The 25,732-nt window shown below is 66.7% G+C and carries 23 protein-coding genes; 12 read left to right on the top strand and 11 right to left on the bottom strand.

The features are described from left to right. Positions 1-124 precede the first annotated feature (124 nt). Genes QNI11_RS23270 through QNI11_RS23230 form a run of 9 tightly spaced genes read left to right on the top strand, consistent with a single transcriptional unit; the run spans position 125 to position 10,687 of the window. Complete coding sequence (locus tag QNI11_RS23270) at positions 125-946, top strand: CoA transferase subunit A (RefSeq protein ID WP_283983608.1); 822 nt, start codon at positions 125-127, stop codon at positions 944-946. Next, positions 943-1,704, top strand: a complete 762-nt coding sequence (locus QNI11_RS23265; RefSeq protein ID WP_283983607.1) for a CoA transferase — start codon at positions 943-945, stop codon at positions 1,702-1,704. The genes QNI11_RS23270 and QNI11_RS23265 overlap by 4 nt, the downstream gene beginning before the upstream one ends. 25 nt (positions 1,705-1,729) lie before the next feature. Further along, a complete protein-coding gene (locus QNI11_RS23260) occupies positions 1,730-2,926 on the top strand; it encodes a CaiB/BaiF CoA-transferase family protein (protein ID WP_100931576.1) in 1,197 nt (398 codons plus the stop codon). A gap of 3 nt (positions 2,927-2,929) precedes the next feature. Beyond that, complete coding sequence (locus tag QNI11_RS23255; protein WP_283983606.1) at positions 2,930-4,003, top strand: 2-hydroxyacid dehydrogenase; 1,074 nt, start codon at positions 2,930-2,932, stop codon at positions 4,001-4,003. An 11-nt stretch (positions 4,004-4,014) separates the two neighbouring features. Beyond that, positions 4,015-4,692 carry a class II aldolase/adducin family protein gene (locus QNI11_RS23250; RefSeq protein ID WP_283983605.1) on the top strand — a complete coding sequence of 226 codons (678 nt, stop codon included), beginning with the start codon at positions 4,015-4,017 and terminating at the stop codon, positions 4,690-4,692. A 4-nt stretch (positions 4,693-4,696) separates the two neighbouring features. After that, entirely contained in the window at positions 4,697-6,214 is a 1,518-nt protein-coding gene (locus QNI11_RS23245) for an FGGY family carbohydrate kinase (protein WP_283983604.1), read from the top strand. Next, positions 6,211-7,782, top strand: coding sequence for an acetolactate synthase large subunit (locus tag QNI11_RS23240; protein ID WP_283983603.1), 1,572 nt, complete (start codon positions 6,211-6,213; stop codon positions 7,780-7,782). The genes QNI11_RS23245 and QNI11_RS23240 overlap by 4 nt, the downstream gene beginning before the upstream one ends. Before the next feature lie 7 nt (positions 7,783-7,789). Then, positions 7,790-10,093, top strand: coding sequence for a molybdopterin-dependent oxidoreductase (locus QNI11_RS23235; protein ID WP_283983602.1), 2,304 nt, complete (start codon positions 7,790-7,792; stop codon positions 10,091-10,093). 24 nt (positions 10,094-10,117) lie between these two features. Then, positions 10,118-10,687 carry a peroxidase-related enzyme gene (locus QNI11_RS23230; RefSeq protein ID WP_100931567.1) on the top strand — a complete coding sequence of 190 codons (570 nt, stop codon included), beginning with the start codon at positions 10,118-10,120 and terminating at the stop codon, positions 10,685-10,687. A 181-nt stretch (positions 10,688-10,868) separates the two neighbouring features. Here QNI11_RS23230 and QNI11_RS23225 read toward each other — a convergent pair whose 3' ends face one another. The 10 genes from QNI11_RS23225 to QNI11_RS23180 all read right to left on the bottom strand — a co-directional run bounded on the left by QNI11_RS23225 (position 10,869) and on the right by QNI11_RS23180 (position 20,858). Continuing rightward, positions 10,869-11,555, bottom strand: coding sequence for a GntR family transcriptional regulator (locus QNI11_RS23225; RefSeq protein ID WP_254698525.1), 687 nt, complete (start codon positions 11,553-11,555; stop codon positions 10,869-10,871). A gap of 77 nt (positions 11,556-11,632) precedes the next feature. Further along, positions 11,633-12,454 (bottom strand): HpcH/HpaI aldolase/citrate lyase family protein, encoded by an 822-nt coding sequence (locus tag QNI11_RS23220; RefSeq protein WP_100931569.1) that lies wholly within the window; start codon positions 12,452-12,454, stop codon positions 11,633-11,635. Further along, positions 12,451-13,866, bottom strand: coding sequence for an FAD-binding oxidoreductase (locus QNI11_RS23215; protein WP_283983672.1), 1,416 nt, complete (start codon positions 13,864-13,866; stop codon positions 12,451-12,453). Before QNI11_RS23215 ends, QNI11_RS23220 begins: the two co-directional genes overlap by 4 nt. Positions 13,867-13,937: 71 nt before the next feature. Further along, on the bottom strand, positions 13,938-14,942 hold the full coding sequence (locus tag QNI11_RS23210) for a DctP family TRAP transporter solute-binding subunit (protein ID WP_283983671.1): 1,005 nt from the start codon (positions 14,940-14,942) through the stop codon (positions 13,938-13,940). Between the two features lie 55 nt (positions 14,943-14,997). Continuing rightward, positions 14,998-16,275, bottom strand: a complete 1,278-nt coding sequence (locus QNI11_RS23205; RefSeq protein WP_100931484.1) for a TRAP transporter large permease — start codon at positions 16,273-16,275, stop codon at positions 14,998-15,000. Further along, positions 16,272-16,772, bottom strand: coding sequence for a TRAP transporter small permease (locus QNI11_RS23200; protein ID WP_100931485.1), 501 nt, complete (start codon positions 16,770-16,772; stop codon positions 16,272-16,274). Before QNI11_RS23200 ends, QNI11_RS23205 begins: the two co-directional genes overlap by 4 nt. Next, positions 16,769-17,476 carry an SDR family NAD(P)-dependent oxidoreductase gene (locus QNI11_RS23195; protein ID WP_100931486.1) on the bottom strand — a complete coding sequence of 236 codons (708 nt, stop codon included), beginning with the start codon at positions 17,474-17,476 and terminating at the stop codon, positions 16,769-16,771. Before QNI11_RS23195 ends, QNI11_RS23200 begins: the two co-directional genes overlap by 4 nt. Then, positions 17,473-18,330, bottom strand: a complete 858-nt coding sequence (locus tag QNI11_RS23190) for an oxaloacetate decarboxylase (protein WP_283983670.1) — start codon at positions 18,328-18,330, stop codon at positions 17,473-17,475. Before QNI11_RS23190 ends, QNI11_RS23195 begins: the two co-directional genes overlap by 4 nt. Before the next feature lie 466 nt (positions 18,331-18,796). Beyond that, positions 18,797-19,840, bottom strand: coding sequence for an L-idonate 5-dehydrogenase (locus tag QNI11_RS23185; RefSeq protein WP_283983669.1), 1,044 nt, complete (start codon positions 19,838-19,840; stop codon positions 18,797-18,799). Positions 19,841-20,096: 256 nt separating this feature from the next. Then, on the bottom strand, positions 20,097-20,858 hold the full coding sequence (locus QNI11_RS23180; protein WP_283983668.1) for a class I SAM-dependent methyltransferase: 762 nt from the start codon (positions 20,856-20,858) through the stop codon (positions 20,097-20,099). Positions 20,859-20,981: 123 nt separating this feature from the next. On the opposite strand from QNI11_RS23180, the gene QNI11_RS23175 reads away from it, so the two are divergent. From QNI11_RS23175 to QNI11_RS23165, 3 genes are read left to right on the top strand one after another with little or no spacing between them, the layout of a single operon-like run. Next, positions 20,982-22,115: an ABC transporter substrate-binding protein gene (locus QNI11_RS23175; protein WP_283983667.1), complete on the top strand. Its 1,134-nt coding sequence runs from the start codon at positions 20,982-20,984 to the stop codon at positions 22,113-22,115. A gap of 45 nt (positions 22,116-22,160) precedes the next feature. Continuing rightward, positions 22,161-23,222 carry an iron ABC transporter permease gene (locus tag QNI11_RS23170; RefSeq protein ID WP_283983666.1) on the top strand — a complete coding sequence of 354 codons (1,062 nt, stop codon included), beginning with the start codon at positions 22,161-22,163 and terminating at the stop codon, positions 23,220-23,222. After that, complete coding sequence (locus QNI11_RS23165) at positions 23,216-24,004, top strand: ABC transporter ATP-binding protein (RefSeq protein ID WP_283983665.1); 789 nt, start codon at positions 23,216-23,218, stop codon at positions 24,002-24,004. Before QNI11_RS23170 ends, QNI11_RS23165 begins: the two co-directional genes overlap by 7 nt. 140 nt (positions 24,005-24,144) lie before the next feature. Here the strand turns inward: QNI11_RS23165 and QNI11_RS23160 are convergent, their stop codons facing one another. Continuing rightward, complete coding sequence (locus QNI11_RS23160; protein WP_283983664.1) at positions 24,145-25,677, bottom strand: ABC transporter substrate-binding protein; 1,533 nt, start codon at positions 25,675-25,677, stop codon at positions 24,145-24,147. Positions 25,678-25,732 lie beyond the last annotated feature (55 nt).

Here is a 25,732-nt window from a genome sequence, read left to right as displayed (position 1 = left end):
GAGACGGCATTTTCCGGGCCATTGACACGCCACCTGAGGCCGGTCTACCTTTATTTCCGGATTACTGTTCTGAATTGTGGAACATCTTGCGCTGCGGCGCGGCAATATCGGAGAAGGGCGCCCCATGCTGAACGATCTGAAGGACATGGCGCTGCGGTTGCGCAGCGGAATGCGCATAGCCTTGCCCGTCGATTACGCCGGCGTTGCCATGGCGATGACGCGCCCGATGATCGACAGCGGCCTGCGCGACCTGCGGCTTGTCTGCGTGCCGACGGGCGGTCTGCAGGTGGATATGCTGATCGGTGCCGGCTGCGTGGCCGAGGTGGAGACCAGTGCCGTCAGCCTTGGCGAAGCGGGCGGTGCGCCCCGCTTCAATGCTGCCGTTAAGGCGGGCAGCCTCAGGGTCATCGACGCCACGTGTCCCGCGGTCCACGCGGGCCTGATCGCCGCGCAGAAGGGGGCGCCGTTCCTGTCCATCCGCGGCCTCATCGGGTCTGACGTCCTGAAGAACCGGCCCGACTGGAAGGTCATCGACAACCCCTTTTCGGACAAGCCCGACCCCGTGACGCTGATTCCGGCGATCCATCCGGACGTGGCTATCTTCCACGCCCCCATGGCGGATCGATCCGGCAACGTCTGGATCGGGCGGCGGCGCGAACTTGCAACGATGGCCTATGCCTCGGCAGAGAGCCTCGTGACCGTCGACCGCATCTACGAGGGCAACCTGCTGGAGGATGAAACCCTCGCCGCCGGAGTGCTTCCCGCCCTCTATGTGGCCGCGATCGCGCATGTGCCGCGCGGCACATGGCCTTACGGGCTGTGGGGCGAATACCCGACCGACACCGAGTCGCTGATGTCCTACGCCACAGCCGCGCGGACGCAGGACGGTTTCGACGCATGGATGGCAGAGCCCGCCAATTGGCAGCGTCAGGAGGTCTCCGCATGACAGCCCTCCCCCGCGAAACCCTGATCTTCACCATCGCGCGCCTTCTGGAGGGCGTCCGCCATGTCGCCGTGGGCGCGTCCTCACCTATACCCGCAGCGGGCGCGATGTTGTGCCGGGCCCTCGCAGAGCCGGAGCGCCATGTGCGGCTTTCGATCCTCGGCTCGGCCGAGCACAACTTCTTCACCAACGGATCGTGCGAACTGTTCGACTGCGCGGGCCAGGGGCGTATCGACGCGTTCTTCCTCGGCGGCGGTCAGATCGACGGGCAGGCCAACGTCAACCTCGTGGGTGTCGGCGATTATCCCGCGACGAAGGTGCGCTGGCCGGGGTCCTTCGGGTCCGCATACCTCTATTACGTCGTGCCGCGCGTCATCCTCTTCCGAGAGGAACACAGCCCGCGGGTTCTGGTCGACAAGGTCGATTTCATCTCGGCCCCCGGCACCAGCCCGGACGACGTCTACAGGCCCGGCGGCCCGGTCGCCCTGCTGACCAGCAAGGCGCTGTTCTCCTTCGACAAGGCGCAGGCCCGCTTTTCCCTGCAGTCGGCCCACGAAGGGGAGAGCGCCGACAGCATCCGCGCCGAGACCGGGTTCGCCTACGCCGCGGCAGAACGGACGCCCCGGACACCCGCCCCGGATGCGCAGACGCTCGCCCTGCTGCGGGGGCGGGTGCTGGACGAGGTGTCGGAAACCTACCCCGCGTTCGCCGCCGCATGGCGGCAGGACATCGACGCACAGGCGCACTTGCAAGATGCGTGACCACGAAACGACGACGGAGACCCCGATGCAGCCACACAGTTCCCTTTCCGGCCTTCGGGTCATCGATGCCAGCCGGGTCCTGGGTGGGCCGTACTGCGGACAGATCCTCGCCGACCACGGCGCCGACGTGATCAAGCTGGAGCCGCCCGCCGGGGACGAGACGCGCGGCTGGGGGCCACCCTTCCGCGACGGGGCGGCCAGCTATTTCCACGGGTTGAACCGGAACAAGCGCGGGATCTCTGTCGATCTTTCGCAAGAGGCCGGCCGGGAGCTTCTGCTGGAACTGCTGGCCGACGCCGATGTGTTCATCGAGAACTTCAAGACCGGCACGCTGGAACGCTGGGGGCTGGGCACCGATGAGCTGCAGGCCCGCTTTCCCCGGCTGATCCATGCGCGTGTCTCCGGTTTCGGCGCGGACGGACCGATGGGCGGCCTGCCCGGCTACGATGCGGCGATCCAGGCGGTCTGCGGCATCATGAGCGTCAACGGAGAGGCGGGCGGCACACCGCTGCGCGCCGGTCTGCCCGTGGTCGACATGGTGACCGGCCTGAATGCGGCGCTGGGAATCTGCATGGCGCTGCACGAACGCAATGGCAGCGGCAAAGGCCAGTTCGTCGAAACCACGCTGTATGACTGCGGGGTCTCGCTGCTGCATCCCCACCTGCCCAACTACTACATGTCCGGAAAGGTGGCGCAGCCCACTGGCAATGCGCATCCCAACATCTGCCCCTATGACACCTACGCGACCGGGAGCGATCCGATCTTCCTCGCCGTGGGCAACAACCGACAGTTCGTGAAGCTCTGCCAGACCGTCGGGGCACCGGAGATCGCGGACGATCCGCGCTTTGCCAGCAACGCCGACCGGCTGGCCCATGCCGCGGCCCTGAAAGAGGCGCTGGAAAAGGAGATGTCGGCGCATGACGGCGAGACGTTGGCCCAGACGCTGATCCGCGCCGGGGTGCCCTGCGGTGCGGTGCGCAGCATCGACCAGGTGGTCGACGATCCCCATACGCGGCACCGGGAAATGGTCGTCGACATCGGCGCCTATCGCGGCACCGGCAGCCCGGTGAAACTGTCCCGCACGCCGGTTCGGTACCATTCCGCCCCGCCACGCTTTGCCCAGCACACCGCCGAAGTCCTGACAGAGCGCGGCATTGACCCGGAACGCTTCCGTTCCGTGCTGCCCGGGCTGAGCGACAGCCGCACCACCGAGGAGGTCTGAGCCATGACGACCCTGACGTCCCCCCGTCCGCAGACGAAGCCGCTGACCATCGGTGTGATCGGCGACGGCTTCATGAAGCCCGAGCAGTTCCGCACAGCCCTTGCGGCGCGCCTTTCCGACACCCCGACCGAGTTCCGGCAGATGGAGCTGGACTGGCCGCTGAAGCTGAAGTCGACCAAGCACGACCCCTCCCTGCCCGTGGCGGAATTCGTCGGAAGGCCGGAGGATTACTTCTCTTTCCTCGAAGGGCTCGACATCCTCGTCACCCATCTGGCGCCCATCACCGCCGACAGCCTGAAACATGCGCCGGACCTGCGGCTGATCGCCGTGTCGCGCGGCGGCCCGGTGAACATCGAGATGCCGGCAGCCCGGGCGCGCGGCATCACCGTGGTGAACACCCCCGGACGGAACGCCTCTGCCGTAGCGGAATTCACCGTGGCCTCGCTTTTGGCCGAGACGCGAAACCTCGTGCGCGGGCACATGGCGGTGCGCAACGGCAGTTTCAGCCGAGACTATTACCACTACGACAACGCCGGACCGGAACTTTGCGAGCTGACCGTGGGCATCGTGGGCTTCGGCGACATCGGCACCCGCGTCGCGAAGCTGTTGCAGCCCTTCGGTTGCGGCATCCTGATCTACGATCCCTTCAAGGAGCTGACCCCCGAGGAACAGGCCGCCGGGTTGCGCAAGCTGCCGCTGGACGACCTCATGGCGCAGGCAGACGTGGTCACCCTGCATCCACGCGTCACGCCCGAGACCATGGGCATGATCAGCCGCGAGCGCATCGCGGCGATGAAACCCGGCGGCTACATCGTGAACACCACGAGGGGTCAGGTACTCGACTACGACGCGCTCTACGATGCGCTCCGCTCGGGCCATCTGCGCGGCGCGGCGCTGGATACCTTCACCCCTGAACCGCCGCCTGCCGACATGCCGCTGTTGCAACTGCCGAACGTCACCCTGTCCCCGCATATCGCCGGCGCATCGCGCTTCTCCGCGACGAAGGCGGCGACGATGATCGCCGAGGACGTGGCACGCTTTCTCGCGGGGGACCGCCCGCATCACCTGTGTACCTGAAGGACCATCCGATGACCGACGAAGAGCTGAACCTGCGTACCGAGCTGATCGAAGCCTGCCGCGCCATGAATGGCCTCGGCATCAACAAGGGGACCTCCGGCAACATCAGCGTGCGCCACGGCGACGGCTTCCTGATCTCGCCCACGGGCATTCCCTACGACCAGCTTCGGCCGGAGCATGTCGTGGCGATGAACTGGGATGCCTCCTACGAGGGGGACGTGCTGCCGTCGAGCGAGTGGCGCTTTCACCGTGACATCCTGCAGGCGCGGTCTGACCTGAACGCCGTGGTGCACACCCATTCGACTCATGCCACCAGCGTGTCGATCCTTGGCCGGGACATTCCCGCCATCCACTACGTGATCGCCGCGGCAGGAGGCGAGAGCATCCGCTGCGCGCCCTACGAGCTGTTCGGCACGCAGGAGCTGGCGGACCGGGTTGTGGAGGCGCTGGAGGGCCGGCGCGCCTGCCTGATGGCGCATCACGGGGTCATCACCGGGCACATCAACATCGCCAAGGCCCTGTCGCTGGCCGTCACGGTCGAGGAACTCGCCCACCAGTACCTGCTGCTGCTGCCGAACGGCGAGCCTCCGGTCCTGTCGAGCGCGCAGATCGCCGAGGTGCTGGAGAAATTCAAGACCTACGGCCAGCAGAGCAAGTCCGCCGAAGCCACCCTGCGCAAGGCGTCCTGACATCATGCGCCCGCGCATCATCCTCTGTCTCGACAGCGGCACCACCTCGGTCAAGGCGGCGGCCTTCGACCTTTCGGGCCGCCTTGTGGCGGAGGTCGAACGTCCCAACGATGCGATGCGGCGGCAGGGCGACCGGGTCGAGCAGGACATGCCCCGGACCCTTGCCCTGGCGTGGGATGTGCTGCGCAGCTGCGCCAAGAAGGCAGAGGGTAGTCCGGAGGGTCTGGTTCTGACCGGTCAGGGCGACGGCCTGTGGGCGCTGGATGCCGCTGGCGCGCCCGTCGGCCCGGCCCTGACCTGGCTGGACGGAAGGGCGCGCGGGATGGTGGCGGAGCTGGAGAAGGCCGTCGACCGGGTCGAGGCCATCACCGCCTCGCGCCCGACGGCCGCCGCTCAGAGCCTGCAACTGCTCTGGCTGCAGCGCCACGAACCGGACCGGCTGGCGCGTATCCACCATGCCTTGCGCCTGAAGGAATGGCTGTTCCACGAACTGACCGGCCAACTGGTCGGAGAGCCCACGGTCGTCTTGCCGCTCTGGGGCAACTGGCGCACCGGCGCCTTGTCCAGAGACGTGCAGGATGCCCTGGGTCTGGACCGCGGAATCGAACTGCTGCCCGAGATGAAGCCGGTCGGCGAGGCGCGCGCGCCGCTCACCTCCGCTGCCGCCGCACTGACGGGTCTGCCTGACGGTCTGCCCGTCCTGATGGGACCGGGCGACGTGCAGGCCACCCTGATCGGCATCGGGCTGGGCACGCGAAAGGAAGTGTCGAACGCTTCGGTCTTCGGCACGTCCGCGATCCATGCCTGCCTGCGCGCCGACCCAGACGGAATGCCGGAAACGCCGCGCGGTGCGATGATCCAGAAGTTCGTGATCGGTGACGGTTATCTCTGCGTGCATCCGTGTTTCAACGGCGCAAGCCTGTTGTCCCACCTCGCGGATCGCTTCGCGAACCTGCCCGAGCGCGTAGCGCCGACACGTTCGGGGATTGTCCTGCACCCCTTCATGGCCCCGGGCGGAGAGCGCACGCCATGGACCGAACCGCAGGCCAGCACTGCGATCCTTGGCCTGACCTCCGCCACGACGCCCGAACAGATCGCCTGGGCCGGGCGGGAGGCGCTCGCCTTTGCCGCGCGCACCAGCCACGACATGATGGGCACGGGTGAAGGCGCGTTGGCGCTTGGCGGCGGGCTCGCCCGGGATGCGGCCTTCGCCGGTTTTCTTGCCACCGTGACAGGCCGCACGGTCCTGCGCAGTCCGACCTCCCACGCGGGTCCGCGCGGACTGGCCGCCGTGGCGGCGAAACATCTGCTGGGGGCCTCGAACGACGACATCGCCGACCTTTGGATTGGCGCTCCGGAAGAACGCGTGCAACCGGCAACCGGGCCGGAGGCGGACTATGCCCGGGCCAAATTCGACCTGTTCCGCGACACGCTCGCGGATGCCGCGCGTCACTGGACACGGCTGGCGGCGCTTGGTGCAATGAACGACCCAGACACAGAGAACGACAGGGAAATCGCATGACCATCGATACCGGCATCACCGCCAGCACCACCGGGGCGGACATTCTCTGCGAGACGCTGCTGGCCAACGGCATCGACACCTGCTTTGCCAACCCGGGCACGTCCGAAATGCACTTCGTTGCCGCGCTGGACCGGCAGCCCGCGATGCGCTGCGTGCTGGGCCTGTTCGAAGGCGTGGTGACCGGCGCGGCGGATGGCTATGCGCGCATGGCCGACAAGCCCGCGGCGACGCTGCTGCACCTCGGGCCCGGTCTGGCCAATGCGCTGGCCAACATCCACAATGCCAGGCGGGCAGGCACGGCGATGGTCAACGTGGTGGGCGATCACGCCAGCCATCACCTTGCGCTGGACGCGCCGCTGACCTCCGACATCGAAAGCCTCGCGCGCCCGATGTCCCACTGGGTCGGACGCGCCGACGCGGATTCCTTGAAGACAAAGACCGAAGAAGCCATCCAGGCCGCGCGTTCCGGCAACGGCCAGATCGCGACACTGATTCTGCCCGCCGATGCGGCATGGTCGGAAACTGCGCCGGTTCCGGCGCTGGTGCTTGCCCCGCCCACGCCCGCCAAACCCGACCCGGATCGTATCCGCGCGGCGGCAGAGGCGCTGCGTGCCGGGCGCGAGACGACGATCCTCGTGTCCGGCAGGGCGCTCCGTGCCGATACTCTGGACATCCTCGACTGCATTGCACAGGCAAGCGGTGCGCGGCTGATGGCCCAGCAATCCAACGGCCGGATGCAACGCGGCGCGGGGCGTATCGCGCTGGACCGCGTGCCCTACAAGGTCGACGACGCGCTGGCCTGCTTTGCCACGACGGAGCAGGTCATCCTGATCGGTGCCAAGGCGCCGGTGGCCTTCTTCGCCTACCCCGGCAAGCCCGGCAAGATGCTGCCCGAGACCTGCAAGGTGATCGACATGGCCGATGCGGCCACCGATCTGGCCGCCGCCGTTGACGCCCTCGGGCAGGAGGTCGGCATGGCCCCTGCCCCTCGCCACGTTGCGCGCAACGCCGCCCCCCTGGCCACGGGCAAACTGACGCCGGAGGCCATCGCCCTGGCGCTGGCGCATCACATGCCGGAGCAGGCGATCATCTGCGACGAGTCCGTCTCGTCGGGCCGCGACTTCTTCCGCCACACCTACGGCGCCGCGCCGCACGAGTTCCTGCAACTGACCGGCGGCGCCATCGGCCTCGGCCTGCCCATGGCAACCGGCGCAGCCGTCGCCTGCCCGGATCGCAAGGTGGTCAGCCTGCAGGCCGACGGATCGGGCATGTATACGGTCCAGGCGCTGTGGACCCAGGCGCGCGAGGCGCTGGACGTGGTGACCATCATCTTTGCCAACCGTCGCTACGCAATCCTCCACGGCGAACTGAAGAACGTCGGCGCCGGTGTAGCAGGCGAAAACGCCCGGAAGATGCTGGACCTCGACAACCCCGCGCTCGACTGGGTGGGCATGTCCCGCGCCATGGGTGTGGAGGCCGCAAGGGCCGAAAGCGCCGAGAGCTTCGCCGACCTGCTCAAGACGGCCTGCTCCCGCCCCGGTCCATTTCTCATCGAAGCCGTGATCTGAGACCGCGATGACCATCCGACGCATTCCGCATTGCAGCCACTGGGGCGCCTACACGCTGCTGGTGGAAGAGGACCGCATCATCGGCGTGGAGCCTTTGCCGCAGGATCCCGCCCCCTCCCCGATCATCCACTCCGTCCCGGAATGGGCCAAACCGGACCGCCGCGTCCTGCGCCCGATGGTGCGTGAGGGCTGGCTTGAGCACGGGCCGGGTTCAACCGGCAGGGCGCGTGGTTCGGACCGGCTGATCCCCGTGTCCTGGGACCATGCCCTGGACCTCGTGAGCAAGGAGATCACGCGGGTTTCGAAGCAACACGGCAACGAGTCGATCTTTGCAGGGTCCTACGGCTGGACAAGCTGCGGGCGCTTCCATCACGCCTCTTCCCTGCTGAAACGGCTGCTGAACCTCGTCGGCGGCTACACCGGGCACGTGGACACCTATTCCATCGCTGCCGGGCCGGTGATCCTGCGTCACGTGCTGGGGGACGACGGCGCTTGCGGGGGCGAGGCGAACACGCTGGAGAGCATCGCCGCGCATACGGAAACGCTCGTGGTGTTCGGCGCGCTCAGCCCGCGCACCGCGCAGAACGAGGCGGGCGGCATCGGCACGCATCGGCTTGAGGACAGCCTGCGTGCAATCCGGGACCGGGGGGTGAAGGTGGTTCTCGTCTCGCCTCTGCGCGATGACATGCCCGGCTGGATGGACGTGGACTGGTGGCCGATCCGCCCGAACACGGACACGGCGCTGATGCTGGGACTGGCGGGCGAGCTTCTGGCTGCCCGGCGGCACGATGCGGGCTTCCTGTCGACCTACACCAGCGGGTCCGACGACTTTCTCGCCTACCTGTCCGGCGATATCGACGGGCAGCGCAAGGACGCGGACTGGGCAGCGCAGATCACGGGACTGGATGCCGGGCGGATACGTGCCCTGGCGCGGCAGATGCCGGACAAGCGGACCATGCTCACCGTAAGCTGGAGCCTCCAGCGCGCGCACCACGGCGAACAGCCGTTCTGGGCAGCGCTCGGGCTGGCGGCGATGCTCGGCCAGATCGGTCTGCCCGGGGGCGGTGTCGGCTATGGCTACGGATCGCTCGGCGGCGTCGGCGCGGCGATGTCCGCGGGCAAGTCTCCCGCCATGAGCAAGGGGCGCGACGTGCTGCGCAGCTTCATCCCCGTGGCACGGATCGCGGACATGCTGCTGAACCCCGGCGCGTCCTATACCTACGAAGGCAAGACGCGGCGCTATCCCGATGCGCGGCTGGTCTACTGGGCCGGCGGCAACCCCTTCCACCACCACCAGGACCTGAACCGTCTGTCCGAAGCGTGGACGCGGCCCGAAACGATCATCGTCCAGGACCCGATGATGACCGCGACCGCCCGCCGCGCCGACATCCTCCTCCCGGCCTCGACCTCGATCGAGCGCAACGACATCGCGGGCAACAAGCGATCCGACCTCGTGCTGGCGATGCAGCAGGCCATCGCCCCACTTGGCGAGGCGAAGTCAGACTTCGACATCTTCTGCCTGCTGGCCGACCGGCTGGGCGTCCGCGATGCCTTTGACGAGGGCCGGGATGAGATGGGCTGGCTGCGCCACATCTACGATCTGACCCGGAGCGACGCGGCCGACAGGTTGGGCTTCGACATGCCCCCCTTCGAAGACTTCTGGACCAAGGGCCATGCGCCCTGCCCCCGACGTCCGGACGTGCCGCACCTTTCCGATTTCCGCGCGGAGCCGGAGGCGAACCGCCTGAATACGGAGAGCGGGCGCATCGTCCTTGGCAGCCGGCAGCTCGGCCAGCTCGCGCTGCCCGATTGTCCGGCGCATCCCGCATGGCAGCCGCCTGCCGAATGGCTGGGCGGGGCGGCCGAGGACGAACTGCACTTGGTCTCTCACCAGCCGCAGGGGCGCCTTCACAGCCAGCTTGAAACCGGCGGCAGCAGCCGGGCGGAAAAGCGGAATGGCCGCGAACAGGTGCGCCTTCACCCCCAGGATGCAGCGAAGCGCGGCATCACGGACGGCGCGACGGTGCGCCTGTGGAATGCCCGGGGGGCCTGCCTTGCGACCGCCCGTGTGACGGACACGCAGCGACCGGGCGTCGCCGTCCTGCCCACCGGCGCCTGGCTGACAGGGGACGCACACGGCACGGACCTCTCCGGCAACCCAAATGTGCTGACCCTGGACATCGGCAGTTCCGCCTTCGGGCAGGGCTGCGCGGCGCACACCTGCCTCGTCCGCATCGATCCGCACGACGAAAACCCCGGCGACGCGATGGACATCTACGCCGCGCAGGTCGCCGTCCTGACCGACACCTGAAACGCTCCCGAAGGAAGGACCAACATGCTCGATACACCCGTCAGCCGGTTCCCGGTGCCCGACCTCGCCGACATGCCCGAGGATATCCGCAGCCGCATCGAGGCGGTGCAGGAGAAGTCCGGCTTCGTCCCCAACGTCTTCCTGACGCTGGCGCACAGGCCGGACGAATTCCGCGCCTTCTTTGCCTACCATGACGCGCTGATGGACAAGCCGAGCGGCCTGACCAAGGCCGAGCGCGAGATGATCGTGGTCGCCACCTCCAACGCGAACCAGTGCCAGTACTGCGTGGTGGCCCATGGCGCGATCCTGCGTATCCGGGCCAAGGATCCGCTCATCGCCGACCAGGTGGCGGTCAACTACCGCAAGGCCGACATCACCGACCGGCAGAAGGCGATGCTGGACTTCGCGATGAAGGTCTCTGCCCGCGCCTACGAAGTGGGCGACGCCGACGTCGAGGCGTTGCAGGCGCACGGATTCACCGAGGAAGACATCTGGGACATCGGCGCGGTCTCGGCCTTCTTCGGCATGTCGAACCGGCTGGCGAACCTGACCAACATGCGGCCCAACCCGGAATTCTACGCCATGGCGCGGTGATCCCGATTCGTATCCGGCCAATTGGGGCCATGTGCCAGAGCTACACCCGCTTGCGCTGAAGTTGACGCCGCAAGGTCGGCGCGGGCGGGCAGATCAGTTGAACCCGTACGTCATTCCCTGCGACGGACAAATGTGCCCGTCGCCCATGATCCTTGCGCGTCCAGGGTCTTGCGACCGGCAATCAGGCAAGCGGATCGGGGCGGGAGAGTTCGTCGATGGCGTCTGCGCGGATCGAGGTGATGTGCTTTCCCAGCACGTCGTGCACCGTCTCCCAGTCGCCCTGCCGCAGCCCTTCCACGATGGCGACATGCTGGTCGAAGCTGTCCTCGCGCCGTTGCTTGAACCGGGCATTGAGCGCGGTGCGGATGGTGGCGATGCGTGCCTCGACGAGGTGAAAGGCATTCTGCACGAGGCTGTTGCCGCAATGGTCGAAGAACAGATTGTGGAACTCGGTGTCGATGCGGACATAGCCGATCTCGTCACCCGCCAGCATCCGTTCGCGCATCCGCTCAACCGCGTCGTCGAGCGCGGCAAGGAAGCCTTCGCGGTCGGCGTCCATCGAAAGGCGCAGCGCCTCGCGTTCCAGCATCAGGCGATAGTCGCAGATCTCACCCACCTCTTCGGCTGTCGGCACGAAGACGAAACTGCCGCGTTTCGGGATGATCGTGACAAGGCCGGTGAACTGCAACGCGTTGAGCGCATCGCGGACCGGCGACCGGCTGACGCCGAAGACCGTGGCGAGCTTGTCTTCCGAGATGTTCTCGCCAAAGACGAAATGCCCGTCAATGATGGCCTGACGCAGGCGCTCGACCACGATCTCGGTCAGCGTCTTCGGCGTTTCGATCTGCATCCCGGGTCTTGCGGGCATCTGGCGGGGCTGTCCTTCTGGCTGTTTTCGGGGTTCCGCCGTCTTAGCACGGCGGCCCCCCTGTTCAAAAGCGCGGATCAGTAGCGGCGCGGGGCTGCGGCGGTGGCGTCCACCACGTTGCGCCCAAGCTCGGCATCGCGCGCGGCGGCGCTGGTACGGATTCCTTCGACAAGCACGGAAATGTCATTCACACCGGCAACCAGACCGAACCCCTTCTGCCGCAGGGTCGCGAAGTCGCGTCCGCCACCTGGAACGGTTGCCAGAAGCTTGCCCGCGCCCAGCACCTTGGCCTCGACTTCTGCAAAAGCGGCCTGCGGCGTGGCGTGGTCCATGTCCTCGATGTGGCCCAGCGTAGCTGCAAGGTCGTTCGGGCCGAGGAAAATGCCGTCGATGCCCTCGACACCGGCGATCTCCGCCAGCGCCGACACGCTCTCCGGCGTCTCGCATTGCACGAACACCAGCACGTCCTCGTTCGCCGTGCGGGATGCATAGTCCGGACGCGTGCCGTAATCCGATCCGCGCACGATGGGGGCCGCATAACCGCGGCCGATCCCACCCGTGCCGCGCACCGGGTAATGGCAGGACCGCGCGATCTGCTGGGCCTGTTCCACCGTGTTCACCATCGGCACGACGATCGAACGGAAGCCGCGATCAAGCACCTTCTTCAGCATCGTGTCGGTGCCTTCCGGCACGCGCAGGATCACCTCGCCGCCGGCGGCCTCAACCGCCCGCGCCACGGAAACCCAGGTTTCGAGGTCGCCAATGCCGTGCTCACCGTCAATCAGGACAACAGGCCAGCCGTGCCGCACGAGGATTTCCGCGATGTCGGGGCAGCCAAGTTCGGCCCAGGCTGCGGTGATGAACTCGCCTTCGAGAAGGCGTGTCTTCAGGGAATTCATGTCTTGTCTCCATTTGGGGTGTCGATGACTTTCCCCGGGTTGAGCAGCCCCGCCGGGTCCAGCGCGGCCTTGATGCGGGCCATGAGCGCCAGTTCCTCGGCAGAGCGGGTATAAGGCAGGTAGCGTTTCTTCAGCAGGCCTATGCCATGTTCGGCCGAAACCGTCCCTCCGAAGTCGCGCACCGTGTTGTAGACGATGCCGCTGATGCGGTCCATCGGCTGCTCGGTCACGGCGCGGTCCAGCGCCACGATATGCAGATTGCCGTCGCCGATATGGCCATAGTAGACGCTCAGCGCCTCCGGCATTTCGGCGATCAGCCGCGCCCGGCAGGCATCGGCGAACTCGTCCATCCGCTTCACCGGCAGTCCGATGTCGTAGGCGCAATGCGGGCCGAGCTTCGTCATGAACTCGGCGCAGGCATCGCGCAGGCCCCAGAAGCGTTTCACATCCGAGAGGCTCTGGCTGATGGCCGCGTCCTCCACGATCCCCGCCTCGTAGACCTTCTCGATCCAGTTCATGAACCGCGGTCCGTCGATTTCCTCGTCGAGGCCCTGCGCCTCCAGCAGGACATAGACCTTGTGTTCACCGTCCAGCGGCGAGCGGACGCCTACCGTCTCCGTCACAACCTGCCAGTAGTCCGACCACATGACTTCGAAGGCCGACAGCATCGGCCCCAGACCGCGGCGCGCCTCTGACAAAAGCTTAAGCACATCGTCATAGGACCCCAGCCCGCAGAGCGCGGCATTCACGCAGCCGGGCTTCGGGTGCATCCGCAGCACGGCCCGCGTCACAATGCCCAGCGTGCCTTCGGAGCCGATGAACAGCTGCTTGAGGTCGTATCCCGCGTTGTTCTTCAGCATCTTGTTCAGGCCGGAGACGAGCGTTCCGTCCGGCAGCACGTATTCGAGGCCGAGGATCATCTCGCGGGTCATGCCGTAGCGGATCACCCGGTTGCCGCCCGCGTTGGTGCCGATGTTGCCGCCGATCAGGCAGGAGCCGCGCGCGCCAAGGTCCAGCGGGATGAAGAAGCCGGCTTCGTCGGCGGCCTTCTGGATCACCTCGAGCGGTGTGCCCGCCCGCACCGTCATGGTGGAGGACGCCGGGTCGATCTCCTCGATCCCCGAGAAGCGTTCGAGCGAGATCATCACCGCGCCGTCGATGGGGTGCGCACCACCGGCCAGCCCTGTCAGCCCACCCTGCGGCACCATGGTCGCGCCGGCCTCCGCACATAGGCGGACGGCCTCTGCCACGGCCTCCGGCGTGTCCGGGCGCAGAACGGCCAGCGGCCTCACGTCGGCCAAGAAGGACGTGTCGTGCAGGTTGCGCGCGGGAATGTCGGTCCCCGACAGCAGCGCGGGCCCGGGAAAGGCTTCGGCGAGGCGGGACAGAAAGGAAGCGGTGTCGAGCGGCATCGATTTGAAATCCTTGAGAAAGGGTGGGCTGGCGCCTTGGGGGAGTGAAAGCGACGCCAGCCCGGTCTGGCTCAGTTGCGGATCTTGGCCAGCTCTTCCATGAGCCGATCGAAGTTTTCCTTGCCGACGGACTCCATCGAGGTCTCGTAGACCGGGGTCACCAGCTCGCGCAGCTTCGCCATCTCTTCGGCCGGCATCTCGGAGATCTCCATGCCTTCGGAGGTCAGCTTGTCGGCGGATTCGCCCACGGCCGCGCGGGACCGCTCGATCTGCGCGTCGCGCGCCGAGGTGGCACAGGATTGCACCAGCGCCTGCTCGTCCGCGTTCAGGCTTTCCCAGACGCCCCGGTTCACCAGAACCGGGTTCGGGGAATAGGCGTGGCGCGTCAGGGTCAGGTACTTCTGCACCTCGTAGAATTTCGTCGCCTCGATCAGCGGCAGCGGGTTTTCCTGCCCGTCGACGGCGCCGGTCTCGAGCGCGGTGAAGACCTCGCCGAAGGCCATCGGCACCGGGTTCGCGCCCAGGCGGCGGAAGGTGTCGAGGAAGATCGGGTTCTGCATCACGCGGAAGTTCAGCCCCTCGAAGTCCGACACGGCCTTGATCGGGTGCTTGGAGTTGGTGGCGTTGCGGAAGCCGTTTTCCCACATCGACAGCATCACCAGGTCATGCTGCGGCATCTTCTCGGCCACGTAGTCGAAGAACGGGCCGGTCATGATCGCGTCGACCTCCGCGTCGTTCTCGAACATGAACGGCAGGGTAAAGACGCCAAGCGCCGGTTCGATGCCCGCGATGGCCGCGGAGCCGGTCACCACCATCTCGATGGAGCCGGAGCGGGTCGCCTGCGTGGCATCCGCGTCGTCGCCGAGCTGGCCGGAATAGAAGCCCTTCAGCTTCATCTTGCCGTCGGAGCCTTCCTCCATGCACTCGCTCATCGCCGCGATGCCGGTGGCAATCGGGTGATCCTTGGCCGCGCCGCTCGAAATCTTGAACGTGTGCTTGCCGTAATCGGCGGCGAGCGCCGGGGTGGTGAACGCCGTGGCGCAGAGGGCCATGGCCGCAAGGGTCTTCAGTTTCATTTTCAGTCTCCTCCTTGGTATTCTTTGTGTCGCAGTCGGTGTCGGTTCTTCTGGTTCAGCGCAGCCAGTTCAACGGCGTCAGAACGAGTTGCGGGAAGAGCACCAGCAGCGCGAGAACGGTGATCTGGGCGAAGAGGAAGGGAGCCGCCCCCTTCGCCACGCGGTGCAGCGGCACGCCCGACACCCCCGCCGAGACCGAGAGCACGATGCCCACGGGCGGCGTCACGAGGCCGATGGCGCAGTTGATGACGAAGAGCACGCCGAAGTAGATCGGGTCGATTCCTGCCTCTTCGACAACCGGCAGGAGCACGGGCGCGAGGATCAGGATTGTCGGCCCCATGTCGAGCATCGTCCCGATCATCAGCACCAGCGCCATGATCACGATCAGCAGCAGCGTCGGACTGTCCACCAGCGGCCCCACGAGGTCGAGCACGATGCCCGACAGGTCCGCCAACGTGATGAACCATGCGGTGGCCAGTGCCGCCGCCGCCAGCATCATCACCACCGCCGTGGTGAGGGCCGCATCTCGGAAGACCCGGAAAAGCTGGCTCACCTTCAGTTCGCGGTGGATGACCATGCCGACGAAGATGGCGTAGACGGCAGCGATCACCGCGGCCTCGGTCGGAGTGACGACGCCGAAGCGGATGCCGCCGAGGATGATCACCGGCATGCCCAGTGACCAGAGCGCGTGGCGCGTCTCGCGCAGGCGCACACCCCAGCCCTGCCGCGGCTGCGGCGCCACATTGTCGCGCCGCGCGACGATCAGCCAGGCCACGATGGCGCCGATACCCATCATCACGCCCGGGACGATGCCCGCCATGAAGAGCTGCGTGATCGACAGGTTGGTCGCCACGGCGAAGATGATATAGGCGATGGAGGGCGGGATGATCGGGGCGATCACACCGCCGGAGGCCATGAGCCCGACGGAGCGCGCCTCGTCATGGCCGGACTGCTTCATCATCGGCAGCATGATCGCGATGAGCGCAGCCGAATCCGCCGCCGCCGACCCGGACAGCGATGCAAGGATGATCGCGGCAAAGATCGCCACCACACCAAGCCCGCCGCGCACATGCCCGACGAAGGCCATGGCGAAACCGATGATCCGCTTGGACATGCCGCCCGCGTTCATCAGTTCGCCCGCAAGCAGGAAAAACGGGATCGCGAGGAGCGAGAAGTTGTTCGCACCGACGACCATGCGCTGCGACACGACCTGCGCGTCGAAGAGGTCCATCTGGAAGCCCATCACAGCGGCACAGATCAGCAGTGCGAAGGCCACCGGAACGCCGATGCAGAGCGTGACACCCAGCGTGACGATAAACAGGACGAGAGTCATTCCGTCACCTCCCGGCCCGACTTCGGGATGCCGGTCAGGCGGCCCGTGGCGTAGCCGATCATGCGCAATCCGGCCATCAGCCCGATCAGCGCCGACATCGGGATCAGCACGCCGAAGACCCAGATCATCGACATGCGCGTGACCGGGGCGATGTTGGTCGCGTTGACATGGAACTGCTGCACCGTGCCGACGAAGACCATGACGCAGACGGCAAGGACCAGCCCGTTCGCCAGCGTCAGGAGGGCGCGGCGCACCGGCGGGCTGACCGTCGTCACCACCAGGTCAAAACCCATGTGCATGTTGTGGCGCATCGCAACAATGGCGCCGAGGAAGATCAGCCAGACAAAGAAGAAGCGCGACAGCTCCTCGCTCACATCGATGCCGGAGCCGAAGCCGTAGCGCAGGACGACATTGGCAAAGACCATGATCGTCATGCCTGCCAGCAGCAGCACCAGCAGCACTTCCAGCAGCCTGAAGAACCCGTCGATCAGCTTCACCGCCGTCCTCCCGCAACCTTGAGGATTTCGCCCGTCACGTAGGGCGCGTCGAACAGCAGCCATTCGGCCGTGCCCGCGACCTCGTCCGCCGTGCCCAGCCGGCCCAGCGGGATGCCCTCCGCGGCCTGCGCGCGGGCATTCGGCGCCGTCATCACCGCGTCCTGGATCGGCGTGTCGATGATGCCCGGGGCCAGCGCATTGACCCTCAGGTCGGGCGCGAAGTCCCGCGCCATGGCCCGTGTCAACGCCATGATCGCGCCCTTGGACGCGCCATAAGCGGCAAATCCCGGCGCGCCGCCGTTCTCCCCCGCGATGGAAGAGAGGTTGACGATCGCCGCTTGCGGATGCGGGACACGCGCCTTCATGAAGGCCTGTGTCACCATCATCAGCCCAACCACGTTGACGTCGAGGATGCCTTGCAGATGCTCCGCGTCGAGCGCGCCCCATTCCATGCGTTGCCCGAGGACGCCCGCGTTGTTCACGAGGTGCGTGACACCTTCAAGCGGGGCACCGGCGATGGCACCCGCATCGGAAACATCGACGACGGCGGTCTCGACAGCCGCGCCAAGCTCCTGCTGCGCCGCCGTGAGCGCCTGGCCGGAAATGTCCCACAGGATCGCCCGCGCGCCGCGCGCCACAACCCGCTGCGCCACGGCAAGACCGATGCCCGAGCCCGCCCCGGTGATCAGGACCGTCGCGGTCATTCGCCGTGCCTGTGGGCAAAGTCCTGGTGGTTCGCCAGATCGACGATCTCGCAGAATTCCGCGTAGGTCAAAGCGTCGCCGCCTCCGGGGAGCCCCGTGCTCTTGAGGCGCGCCAGCGCGGTGGCGCTTGCATGGGCCGCCGCAAAGAGGGTCGTGACCGCATACATCACGACGGAGAAACCCATTTGCCGCACATCCTCGATGGAAACCGACGCGGCATCCGTGCCGTCGACGAGGCTCAGCACCTTCGGCCCCTCGACCCGGCGGGCAATCGCCTCGACCTCGGCACGGGTCTTCACCCCGTCGACGAAAACGAGATCGACACCGGCATCCCGATACCGAGCCGCACGGGCCACCGCCTCGTCGAGCCCGAGCGGCTGCAGCGCGTCGGTGCGCCCGATTATGAGGATATCGCCCGTTCCGCGCGCCTCGACGGCGGCTTTCAGGCGGTGCGCGCCCTCCTCGGGCGACACGAGCCTTACGCCTGCCAACTGGCCGCAGCGCTTGGGGGAAAGCTGGTCCTCGATGTGCATCGCGGCGACGCCGCCCTGCAGGTATTCCTCGACCGTGCGCGCGACGTTGAGTGCGCCGCCGTAGCCCGTGTCGGCATCCGCGATCACCGGGATGTCCACCGTGCGCACCATGGCGCGGGCATGATCTGCCATCTCTGTCTGGGTCATCAGGCCGAGGTCGGGCTTGCCCAGGCGGGCCGCCGTCGCGCCAAGCCCGGTCATGTAGACAGCGTCGAACCCCTGCCCCTGCACCAGTCGTGCGGTAAGCGCATCGGGCGCCCCCGGCGCGACGGTGAGCAGGCCAGTATCAAGCCGGGTCCGCAGTGCATTTTCGCGGGTCATTCTGTCTCCTCCCGGGTTTGAGCGGCCTCCTCTGCCGCCCTTCCCTCGTTTCGTGATGTTTAACATGTTACGTGTGACGTATGTCAATACCTGAACGCGGAATGACGTGCTCCGCCATGATCTGCGGGCAGTCGGAGGCCTTAACAGGAGGGTTGGCGCACCGTGTATCGGCAGCTGTCAGCGCCCACGCGGCCCGACGGCGGTTTTGGAAAGTTCGATCATCTGCGACAGGTTGAAGTGACGCAGCTGTAGAAAGCGCCATCTGGCCTGCGTTCAAGACATCGTCGGCGGATCAGTGCAGAGGCCAGCCTAGACCCGCACCCCCTCGGGCAGCAGCAGAGCAGCGTGTCGGCGGAGCATGCATCATGGCAGCGACCGCCCGCCACAACCCTGACAGCTTCGCATCAATACCGTCACGCACCGCCATGAAGGCCCCGAACCCCAACAGTCAGGTCTTCCCGCTGTCTCAGCCGCCGGAGAAGCGGATCTGCACCTTCATGGCGCGGGACTTGTCCGCTGCGAGGTCGAAGGCCGCGACGGCCTGCTCCATCTCGTAGACCCCGGTCAGCAAGGGGCTCAGGTCGATGCGCCCGTCCGAGATGACACGCGCCGCGGTGGCGAATTCCTCGTGGAAACGGAAGGTGCCCTTCAGGGTCAATTCCTTGGCGACGGTCAGTTGCAACGGCAGCGGCGCATCGCCACCCATGCCGACAAGCACGATCCGGCCGCCGGCCCGCGTGATGTCGAGCAGCCCGCGCAACGCGGGCGCCGCCCCGGAACATTCGAAACCGACATCCACCTGCCCCTTGTCCCGCTTCAGCGGCTCCATCGCATCGGACCCGGTGGCAAGATTGATCGTCTCGTCGGCCCCCATCGCACGGGCAATGGCGAGCGGCGTGTCCGAAATGTCGGCGGCCACGATCCGCGTCGCCCCGGCCAGCCGTGCGGCGGCAACAGTGAGGCATCCGATCGGACCGCATCCGGCGACAAAGACCGTCTGCCCGACCAGAGACCCCGCCTGCCGCACCGCATGCAGGCATACGGCGAGCGGCTCCGTCATGGCGGCGTGGGCCAGATCGGCCCCCGGATCGAAGCGTTCGAGAAGCTGCACGGGCACCGTCAGGGTTTCCCGGAACAGACCCTGTTCGTGCGGCATGCGCATGGCCGATCCGTTGAACCGCATGTCGAGGCACTGGTTCGGTTGTCCGCGCAGGCAATAGGCACAGGCCCCGCAGGGCCGCGACGGGTTCACCGCGACCTTGTCGCCCACGCGCAGACCCTCGACGCCTGCGCCAAGGGCAGTGACGACACCGGATACCTCGTGCCCGAGCGCCATCGGCTGCTGAACGCGGATCGCACCGAAGCCGCCATGCAGGTAGTAATGCAGGTCCGATCCGCAGATGCCGCCATTGGCGACAGCGACCTTGGCCTCGCCCGGGCCGGGCGGCAGGGCGTCCTCGAAGGGATCGACCCGCAGATCGCGCGCGCCATGGATGACAACCGCTTTCATGCGCGCACCTCCCGGACAGGGATAGACGGGGTGCCGGAGGACCGGCGTGACATGAGCGGTGCGGGTTTCACGTTTGGCAGCCTGTCCAGGGGAAATTACGGGCCGCGGGCGTAACCGCGGACGGGTCTTGATACCAAGCGCCGGTGACAGCGTTCAAGCTTTCATCTTGCAGCGCATTGCAAAGCTCCGCCCCCGACCTCCAACGCGGCCAGACCGATCGGCCGTTCGCTGCCGCATCCCCTTCGATCCATACCTCCTACGGTTCGATCCCCTCCGGCTTCGTTGCCCGGATCAGGTAGCGATGTTCGGACAGACGCAGCAGCGACTTGCGCCAGCCCAGGTTCGACCTCTGCGCGCGGTGTATGCGGCCCAGCCGCTTGTCCGTGCGCAGATCGGTGAACCCGGCCTCGGCCAGCAGGTCCGACACCGACGACGCCCGCGCCCCTTGAGAAAAATGTACGCGCTGCAAAATCCGCTGATGACGATCCATACGCCCGCGATCCACCGTCCTGCCACGCAGGAGAAATCGGGCCAGCAGCCCCCTGGTGACAAAATCGCCGTCCACCAGCAGAAGCGTACCGCCCGGCGCCAGCACCCGGTGCCATTCGGCAAAGGCGCTCGCGGGATCCACCAGTGTCCAGACCAGATGGCGCGTGACGATCACGTCCATAGAGCCCGAGGGCAGCATCGTCCGTTCGGCATCCGCCTGCAGAAAGGTCACATCCGGCAGCTTCATCCGCGCCCGCTCCAGCATCGGTTCGGCCCAGTCGAGCCCGGTCACCTCGAACCCGAGCCCCTTGCACAGCCGCGATATTTCCCCGGTTCCGCTGGCGAGATCCAGCAGCCGTCGGCCGCGCGCCGGGCCGAGGTGCTTGCGGAACAGGGCCTCCCACGCGGCCATCTCGGCTCCGTCTTCGATCTTGTGGCCGGGATCGTTGTCGAAGGTCGCGGCCCGGTCGGACCAGTAGTCCCGGATCTCGTCGCGGATGTCCCGATTGCTGTGAGGATGACTGTTCATTGAACCTTCCATCTTTGCTTTCCAACGGATTTCCTTTAGCCAATGATTTTTGTCAACTTATATCTTGACTAAAATACTCGGATAAATCATCCCAAGGGCAGTTCACGATACGAGGAAGCGAACATGACCCTGAAACGGATGCTTGGCGCCACTGCGCTGGCCTTCTTGCCCGCCCTTCAGGCGGTGGCCGATCCCATAACCGTGACCGATATCGTCGGGCGCGAGGTCACGCTGGACGGGCCCGCCGACCGCGTGATCCTCGGCGAAGGCCGGCAGATCTTCTTTGCCGCCGTGCTCGACAGGGACGACCCGTTCAAACGCGTCGTCGGCTGGCGTGACGACCTTCTGCAGGCGGCCCCCGAAAGCTACGAGATGTACGCCGAGAAGTTCCCGGAGCTTACGGAGATCCCGACCTTCGGCGGCTTCAAGGACGGCACCTTCGACATCGAGCAGGCAGTGGCGCTGGACCCGGACGTGATGATCCTGAACCTCGAGGCCAAGGCGGCCACAGATGAAGCGGGCTACGAGGAAAAGCTGGCCAAGGTCGGCATCCCGATCGTCTACGTCGACTTCCGTGAAAAACCGTTCGAGCACACCGCACAGTCGATGCACATCATCGGCGAACTCTTCGGCAAGGAGGACCGCGCGGCGGAATTCAACGCCTTCTACGAAGAACAGATTGCGCGCGTGACGGACGTGATCGCCGCGCAGGACGACCTCGACCGCCCGCTGGTCTTCGTCGACCGCGCAGGCGGTTACTCCGAAGACTGCTGCATGTCCTTCGGCCACGGCAACTTCGGCACCTTCGTCGAACTGGCGGGGGGCGAGAACATGGCCAAGCCCTTCATCCCCGGCACCTTCGGCACGATCAACGCCGAGCAGATCATCGCGTCCGATCCCGACCAGATCGTCGTGACGGGCGGCAACTGGGAAGCCTACGTGCCCGGCGGTTCCTGGGTCGGGGTCGGCCCCGGATCGGACGAGGACGAGGCGCGTGCAAAGCTGGCCGCGCTGATGGAGCGCCCCGGCTTCACCGGCGTCAAGGCGGTGGAAGACGGACAGGTCCACGCGATCTGGCACCAGTTCTACAACAACCCCTACAGCTTTGTCGCCGTGCAGCGGCTCGCGACCTGGCTGCACCCGGATCTGTTCCCGGATCTCGATCCCGATGCGACGCTGGTCGAACTGCACGAACGGTTCCTGCCGGTCGACTACCACCCGGGCTACTGGGTGTCTCTAGCGCCGACCACGCACTGACCTGACGGGGCAGCCTGCGGGCCGCCCCCAACTTCCGGAGAACCCATGGCTGCGCTCACGACGAATGCCCCCACCCACGCCGCCAGCTACCGCGGGCTGGTCGCCCGGCGGATCGCGATCCTCAGCGGCCTGACCGTTCTTCTGATGCTGTCGCTTGCAGTAGACGTCTCGCTCGGCCCGGCCCGCTATGGCCTTTGGGACGTGTTGCATACGGTCCTTGCCCCCGGCGCCGCGGATGTGCAGATGCGCGTGGTGATATGGGACATCCGGATGCCCATGGCGCTGCTGGCAATCGTCGTCGGCGCCAGCCTGTCGCTCGCGGGCGCGCAGATGCAGACGATCCTCGCCAACCCGCTGGCCAGCCCCTTCACCCTCGGCCTGTCGGCGGCCGCAAGCTTCGGCGCGGCGCTGGCGATGGTGCTGGGGGTTGCGCTCTTCCCGGCGGCCATCGCGCTGATGGTGCCGATCAATGCCTTTGCCATGGCCATGGCGGCGGCGCTGCTGATCTTCGGCCTGTCGACGATGCGCGGCGTGACGGTGGAAACCATCGTCCTTCTGGGCATCGCGCTGGTCTTCAGCTTCAACGCGGCGCTGGCCCTGCTTCAGTACTTCGCGTCCGAGCAGGCGCTCTCGGCGGTGGTGTTCTGGACCATGGGCAGCCTGACCAAGGCGACCTGGCCCAAGGTCGCCGTCGTAACCGCAATCCTGCTGATCTGCACACCACTGTTCGCGCGCCGGGCCTGGGCGCTGACCGCCATCCGGCTGGGCGAGACCCGGGCGGCGGCAATGGGCGTTCCGGTGAAGCGCCTGCGGCTCGAGGCGCTGTTCCTCGTGTCGCTTCTGGCCGCCGTGCCGGTGTCCTTCGTCGGCACCATCGGGTTCATCGGCATCGTCGGCCCGCACGTGGCGCGCCTGCTGCTGGGAGAAGACCAGCGCTTCTTCCTGCCCGGTGCCATGCTGTCCGGCGCGCTGATCCTCTCGGCGACCTCTGTCCTGTCCAAGGCGATCCTGCCCGGCGCGGTCCTGCCCATCGGTATCATCACGGCGCTGGTCGGCGTGCCGTTCTTTGCCGCGCTGATCCTGACGAAAGGCCGCAAGTCATGGTAAGCCTCGCTCTCGACCGCGTCGGTGCCCGCTACGGTCGCCGCCAGATCCTGTCCGACGTCTCCACCCCCGATATACCGGGCGGCGCCCTGACCGCGCTGGTCGGCGCAAACGCCGCCGGGAAGTCCACCCTCTTCCGCCGCATTGCCGGACAATTGCGCGGTGCCGGAGAGGTGCGCCTTTCCGGGGCGGAGGACACCGACCTGCGCTACATGCCGCAGGACACCGCCATGAGCGCGGCGCTGACCGTCTACGAATCCGTCATCCTCGCGCTGAAGCAGGGGGGCGGAAGCTGGCGCCTGTCCACAGCCGAGCTGGCTGCGGTGGACGAGGTGCTGCACCGCTTCGGCGTGGCGCATCTGGCGAACCGGCAGTTGCCGGAGCTCTCCGGCGGCCAGCGGCAGGCCGTCAGCGTCGCGCAGACGCTGGTGACGCGGCCCAGGGTCGTTCTGATGGACGAACCGACCTCGGCGCTGGACCTCTACCGGCAATACGAGGTGCTGGATGCGCTGCACCGCTACGCGGAGGACACCGGCGCGGTGGTCATCCTCGCGCTGCACGACCTCAACCAGGTGATGCGCGCCTGCAGGACGGTGATGGCCCTGGCCGGGGGCCGCATCCTTGCCACCGGGCCGACGCTAGAGGTCCTGACGCCGGAACTGATCGGCACGCTTTACGGCATTGACAGCCGGGTGGAGCGGTGTTCGCGCGGATGTCCGATGATGATCGTGGACGGACCGGCGCGGTCGACGCAACGGCAGGACGAAACGGCCACCGCGTCCTGAGCCCCTTCAAAGGCGACGACCCGTACCTCATACGGTGCGGGTGTCCCAGTCGCCACTGGCACGATCAGAAGCGTCAGACCGACAGGCACCGTGCCCCATTGGCAAGGCCGGGACGGATGAGACCGCCCCGGCCATCCGCATCACTCGCCCCAGGAGGCCTTGTAGAGCCGCGGAAACCCGTCGTCGTCCGTCGGAAAGTCCAGATCCGGGTCGGTCAGGTAGTTCACCGAGTACGACCACAGCGGCACCCAGTACACCTGGTCGGTGATCCGCGCGTGGATCTTGGCGAAGAGGTCGGCCTGCTCGTCCGCGTCCAGCGAAACGTAGGCGTCCGTCACCATCTGCGCGAGTTCGGCGTCGCCGGACAGGTTGCGGTCGCTGTCCGGGTCGAAGTGCTGCCGGATCGGCGGAGCCGTGTCGCCGCCCCATGTCCCGAAGTACGAGGAGATCTGGCGGTTGGCGCGGGCCACGTTGAGGCTGTCCAGCTTGACCTGCCGCAGCGTGGCGTCGATGCCCACCTCGTTCAGGTCCGCGACGATGGCTTCGCCCATGGGCTTGTCGCGATAGCCCCAAAGCTCCATCTCGAACCCGTCTTCATACCCGGCCTCCGCCAGCAACTGACGCGCCTTTTCGGGATCGTATTCGTAGGTCGTCACCTGCTGGTTGCAGCCGAGTTCCGAGGGGTGGCAGGCGCCGTCGATGGCGGCTGCCGCGCCGCCGATCAGGGCTGCGGCGATCTCCTCGCGGTCGATGGCATGGGCCACGGCGCGGCGGACCTTGACGTCGGTCAGCGGCCCGTCCGGTTCGGCAAGCCCCCCGGCATCGAGGATCAGGAAACCGATGCGCCGGTCGGGACCCGACAGGTGCTTGACCTGCGGCATGTTGCCGAGGTTCTCGGCCACGTCGCGCGGCACGTCGTAGATCCAGTCAATGCTGCCCGAGATCAGTTCCGCCTGCTGGGTCCCTTCGTCGGGCAGCGAACGGATGACGATGGTCCCGATGGAGGGATCGCCCTTCGGGCTGCCATCGTAGTAGTCCGCGAAGCGTTCGAGCACGAGTTCGTCGCCCGGTTCGAAGGACGTGACCTTGTAGGGCCCAAGCCCCACCGGCCCGCCCGACGCCGCGTTCACGTCGATGGTGCCATCGGTCCCGTATGTGCCGGCTTTGCGGATCGGCACCCGGATCGCCATGTCCTGCAGGGCCAGCGGATACTGCTGCTTGAAATGGAACCGGACCTTGTAGGGCTCCAGCACCTCGGCGCGGTCGAACCAGACCTCGATCCGCGCGCCGGACAGGCTCTGCGACTCCCCGGAGGCCACCGTGTTGTAGGTGTAGGCGACGTCCTCGGCGGTCATTTCGGTGCCGTCGTGGAACACGATGCCCTGGCGCAGCGTGACGTCCAGCGTCACCGGATCGACCTGCGTGTAATCGGACGCCAGCGCAGGCGCGTAGCTGCCGTCGGAGGGATTGATCGCGAGAAGCGTCTCGTCGATCAGTTCCGAGATGATGATGTACTCGCGCTTCGTCGTGAAGTTGTAGTCGAGGTTGATGATGTCCTCGGTGAAGGCGACACGCATGGTGTCGTCCGACTTGTCCGCAAGAGCCGTGCCCGCCAGTAGCGGGGCCGCAGCAATCAGACAGGCCGAAACAAGCCCGGTCCTATTTCGTATCATTGTTATCCTCCCGAGGCCGCGCGTTGTTCAAGGGTCTCATTGGTGCGGCTGAGGA

The organism is Sagittula sp. MA-2, assembly GCF_030126985.1.
GTDB lineage: Bacteria > Pseudomonadota > Alphaproteobacteria > Rhodobacterales > Rhodobacteraceae > Sagittula.
This window is presented reverse-complemented; position numbering and strand designations above follow the sequence as displayed.

Bases quoted from the DNA above. Each gene is read 5' to 3' on its own strand.
- QNI11_RS23270 (WP_283983608.1), top strand. From the start codon at position 125: ATGCTGAACGATCTGAAGGACATGGCGCTGCGGTTGCGCAGCGGAATG.
- QNI11_RS23265 (WP_283983607.1), top strand. From the start codon at position 943: ATGACAGCCCTCCCCCGCGAAACCCTGATCTTCACCATCGCGCGCCTT.
- QNI11_RS23260 (WP_100931576.1), top strand. From the start codon at position 1,730: ATGCAGCCACACAGTTCCCTTTCCGGCCTTCGGGTCATCGATGCCAGC.
- QNI11_RS23255 (WP_283983606.1), top strand. From the start codon at position 2,930: ATGACGACCCTGACGTCCCCCCGTCCGCAGACGAAGCCGCTGACCATC.
- QNI11_RS23250 (WP_283983605.1), top strand. From the start codon at position 4,015: ATGACCGACGAAGAGCTGAACCTGCGTACCGAGCTGATCGAAGCCTGC.
- QNI11_RS23245 (WP_283983604.1), top strand. From the start codon at position 4,697: ATGCGCCCGCGCATCATCCTCTGTCTCGACAGCGGCACCACCTCGGTC.
- QNI11_RS23240 (WP_283983603.1), top strand. From the start codon at position 6,211: ATGACCATCGATACCGGCATCACCGCCAGCACCACCGGGGCGGACATT.
- QNI11_RS23235 (WP_283983602.1), top strand. From the start codon at position 7,790: ATGACCATCCGACGCATTCCGCATTGCAGCCACTGGGGCGCCTACACG.
- QNI11_RS23230 (WP_100931567.1), top strand. From the start codon at position 10,118: ATGCTCGATACACCCGTCAGCCGGTTCCCGGTGCCCGACCTCGCCGAC.
- QNI11_RS23225 (WP_254698525.1), bottom strand. From the start codon at position 11,555: ATGCCCGCAAGACCCGGGATGCAGATCGAAACGCCGAAGACGCTGACC.
- QNI11_RS23220 (WP_100931569.1), bottom strand. From the start codon at position 12,454: ATGAATTCCCTGAAGACACGCCTTCTCGAAGGCGAGTTCATCACCGCA.
- QNI11_RS23215 (WP_283983672.1), bottom strand. From the start codon at position 13,866: ATGCCGCTCGACACCGCTTCCTTTCTGTCCCGCCTCGCCGAAGCCTTT.
- QNI11_RS23210 (WP_283983671.1), bottom strand. From the start codon at position 14,942: ATGAAACTGAAGACCCTTGCGGCCATGGCCCTCTGCGCCACGGCGTTC.
- QNI11_RS23205 (WP_100931484.1), bottom strand. From the start codon at position 16,275: ATGACTCTCGTCCTGTTTATCGTCACGCTGGGTGTCACGCTCTGCATC.
- QNI11_RS23195 (WP_100931486.1), bottom strand. From the start codon at position 17,476: ATGACCGCGACGGTCCTGATCACCGGGGCGGGCTCGGGCATCGGTCTT.
- QNI11_RS23190 (WP_283983670.1), bottom strand. From the start codon at position 18,330: ATGACCCGCGAAAATGCACTGCGGACCCGGCTTGATACTGGCCTGCTC.
- QNI11_RS23185 (WP_283983669.1), bottom strand. From the start codon at position 19,840: ATGAAAGCGGTTGTCATCCATGGCGCGCGCGATCTGCGGGTCGATCCC.
- QNI11_RS23180 (WP_283983668.1), bottom strand. From the start codon at position 20,858: ATGAACAGTCATCCTCACAGCAATCGGGACATCCGCGACGAGATCCGG.
- QNI11_RS23175 (WP_283983667.1), top strand. From the start codon at position 20,982: ATGACCCTGAAACGGATGCTTGGCGCCACTGCGCTGGCCTTCTTGCCC.
- QNI11_RS23170 (WP_283983666.1), top strand. From the start codon at position 22,161: ATGGCTGCGCTCACGACGAATGCCCCCACCCACGCCGCCAGCTACCGC.
- QNI11_RS23165 (WP_283983665.1), top strand. From the start codon at position 23,216: ATGGTAAGCCTCGCTCTCGACCGCGTCGGTGCCCGCTACGGTCGCCGC.
- QNI11_RS23160 (WP_283983664.1), bottom strand. From the start codon at position 25,677: ATGATACGAAATAGGACCGGGCTTGTTTCGGCCTGTCTGATTGCTGCG.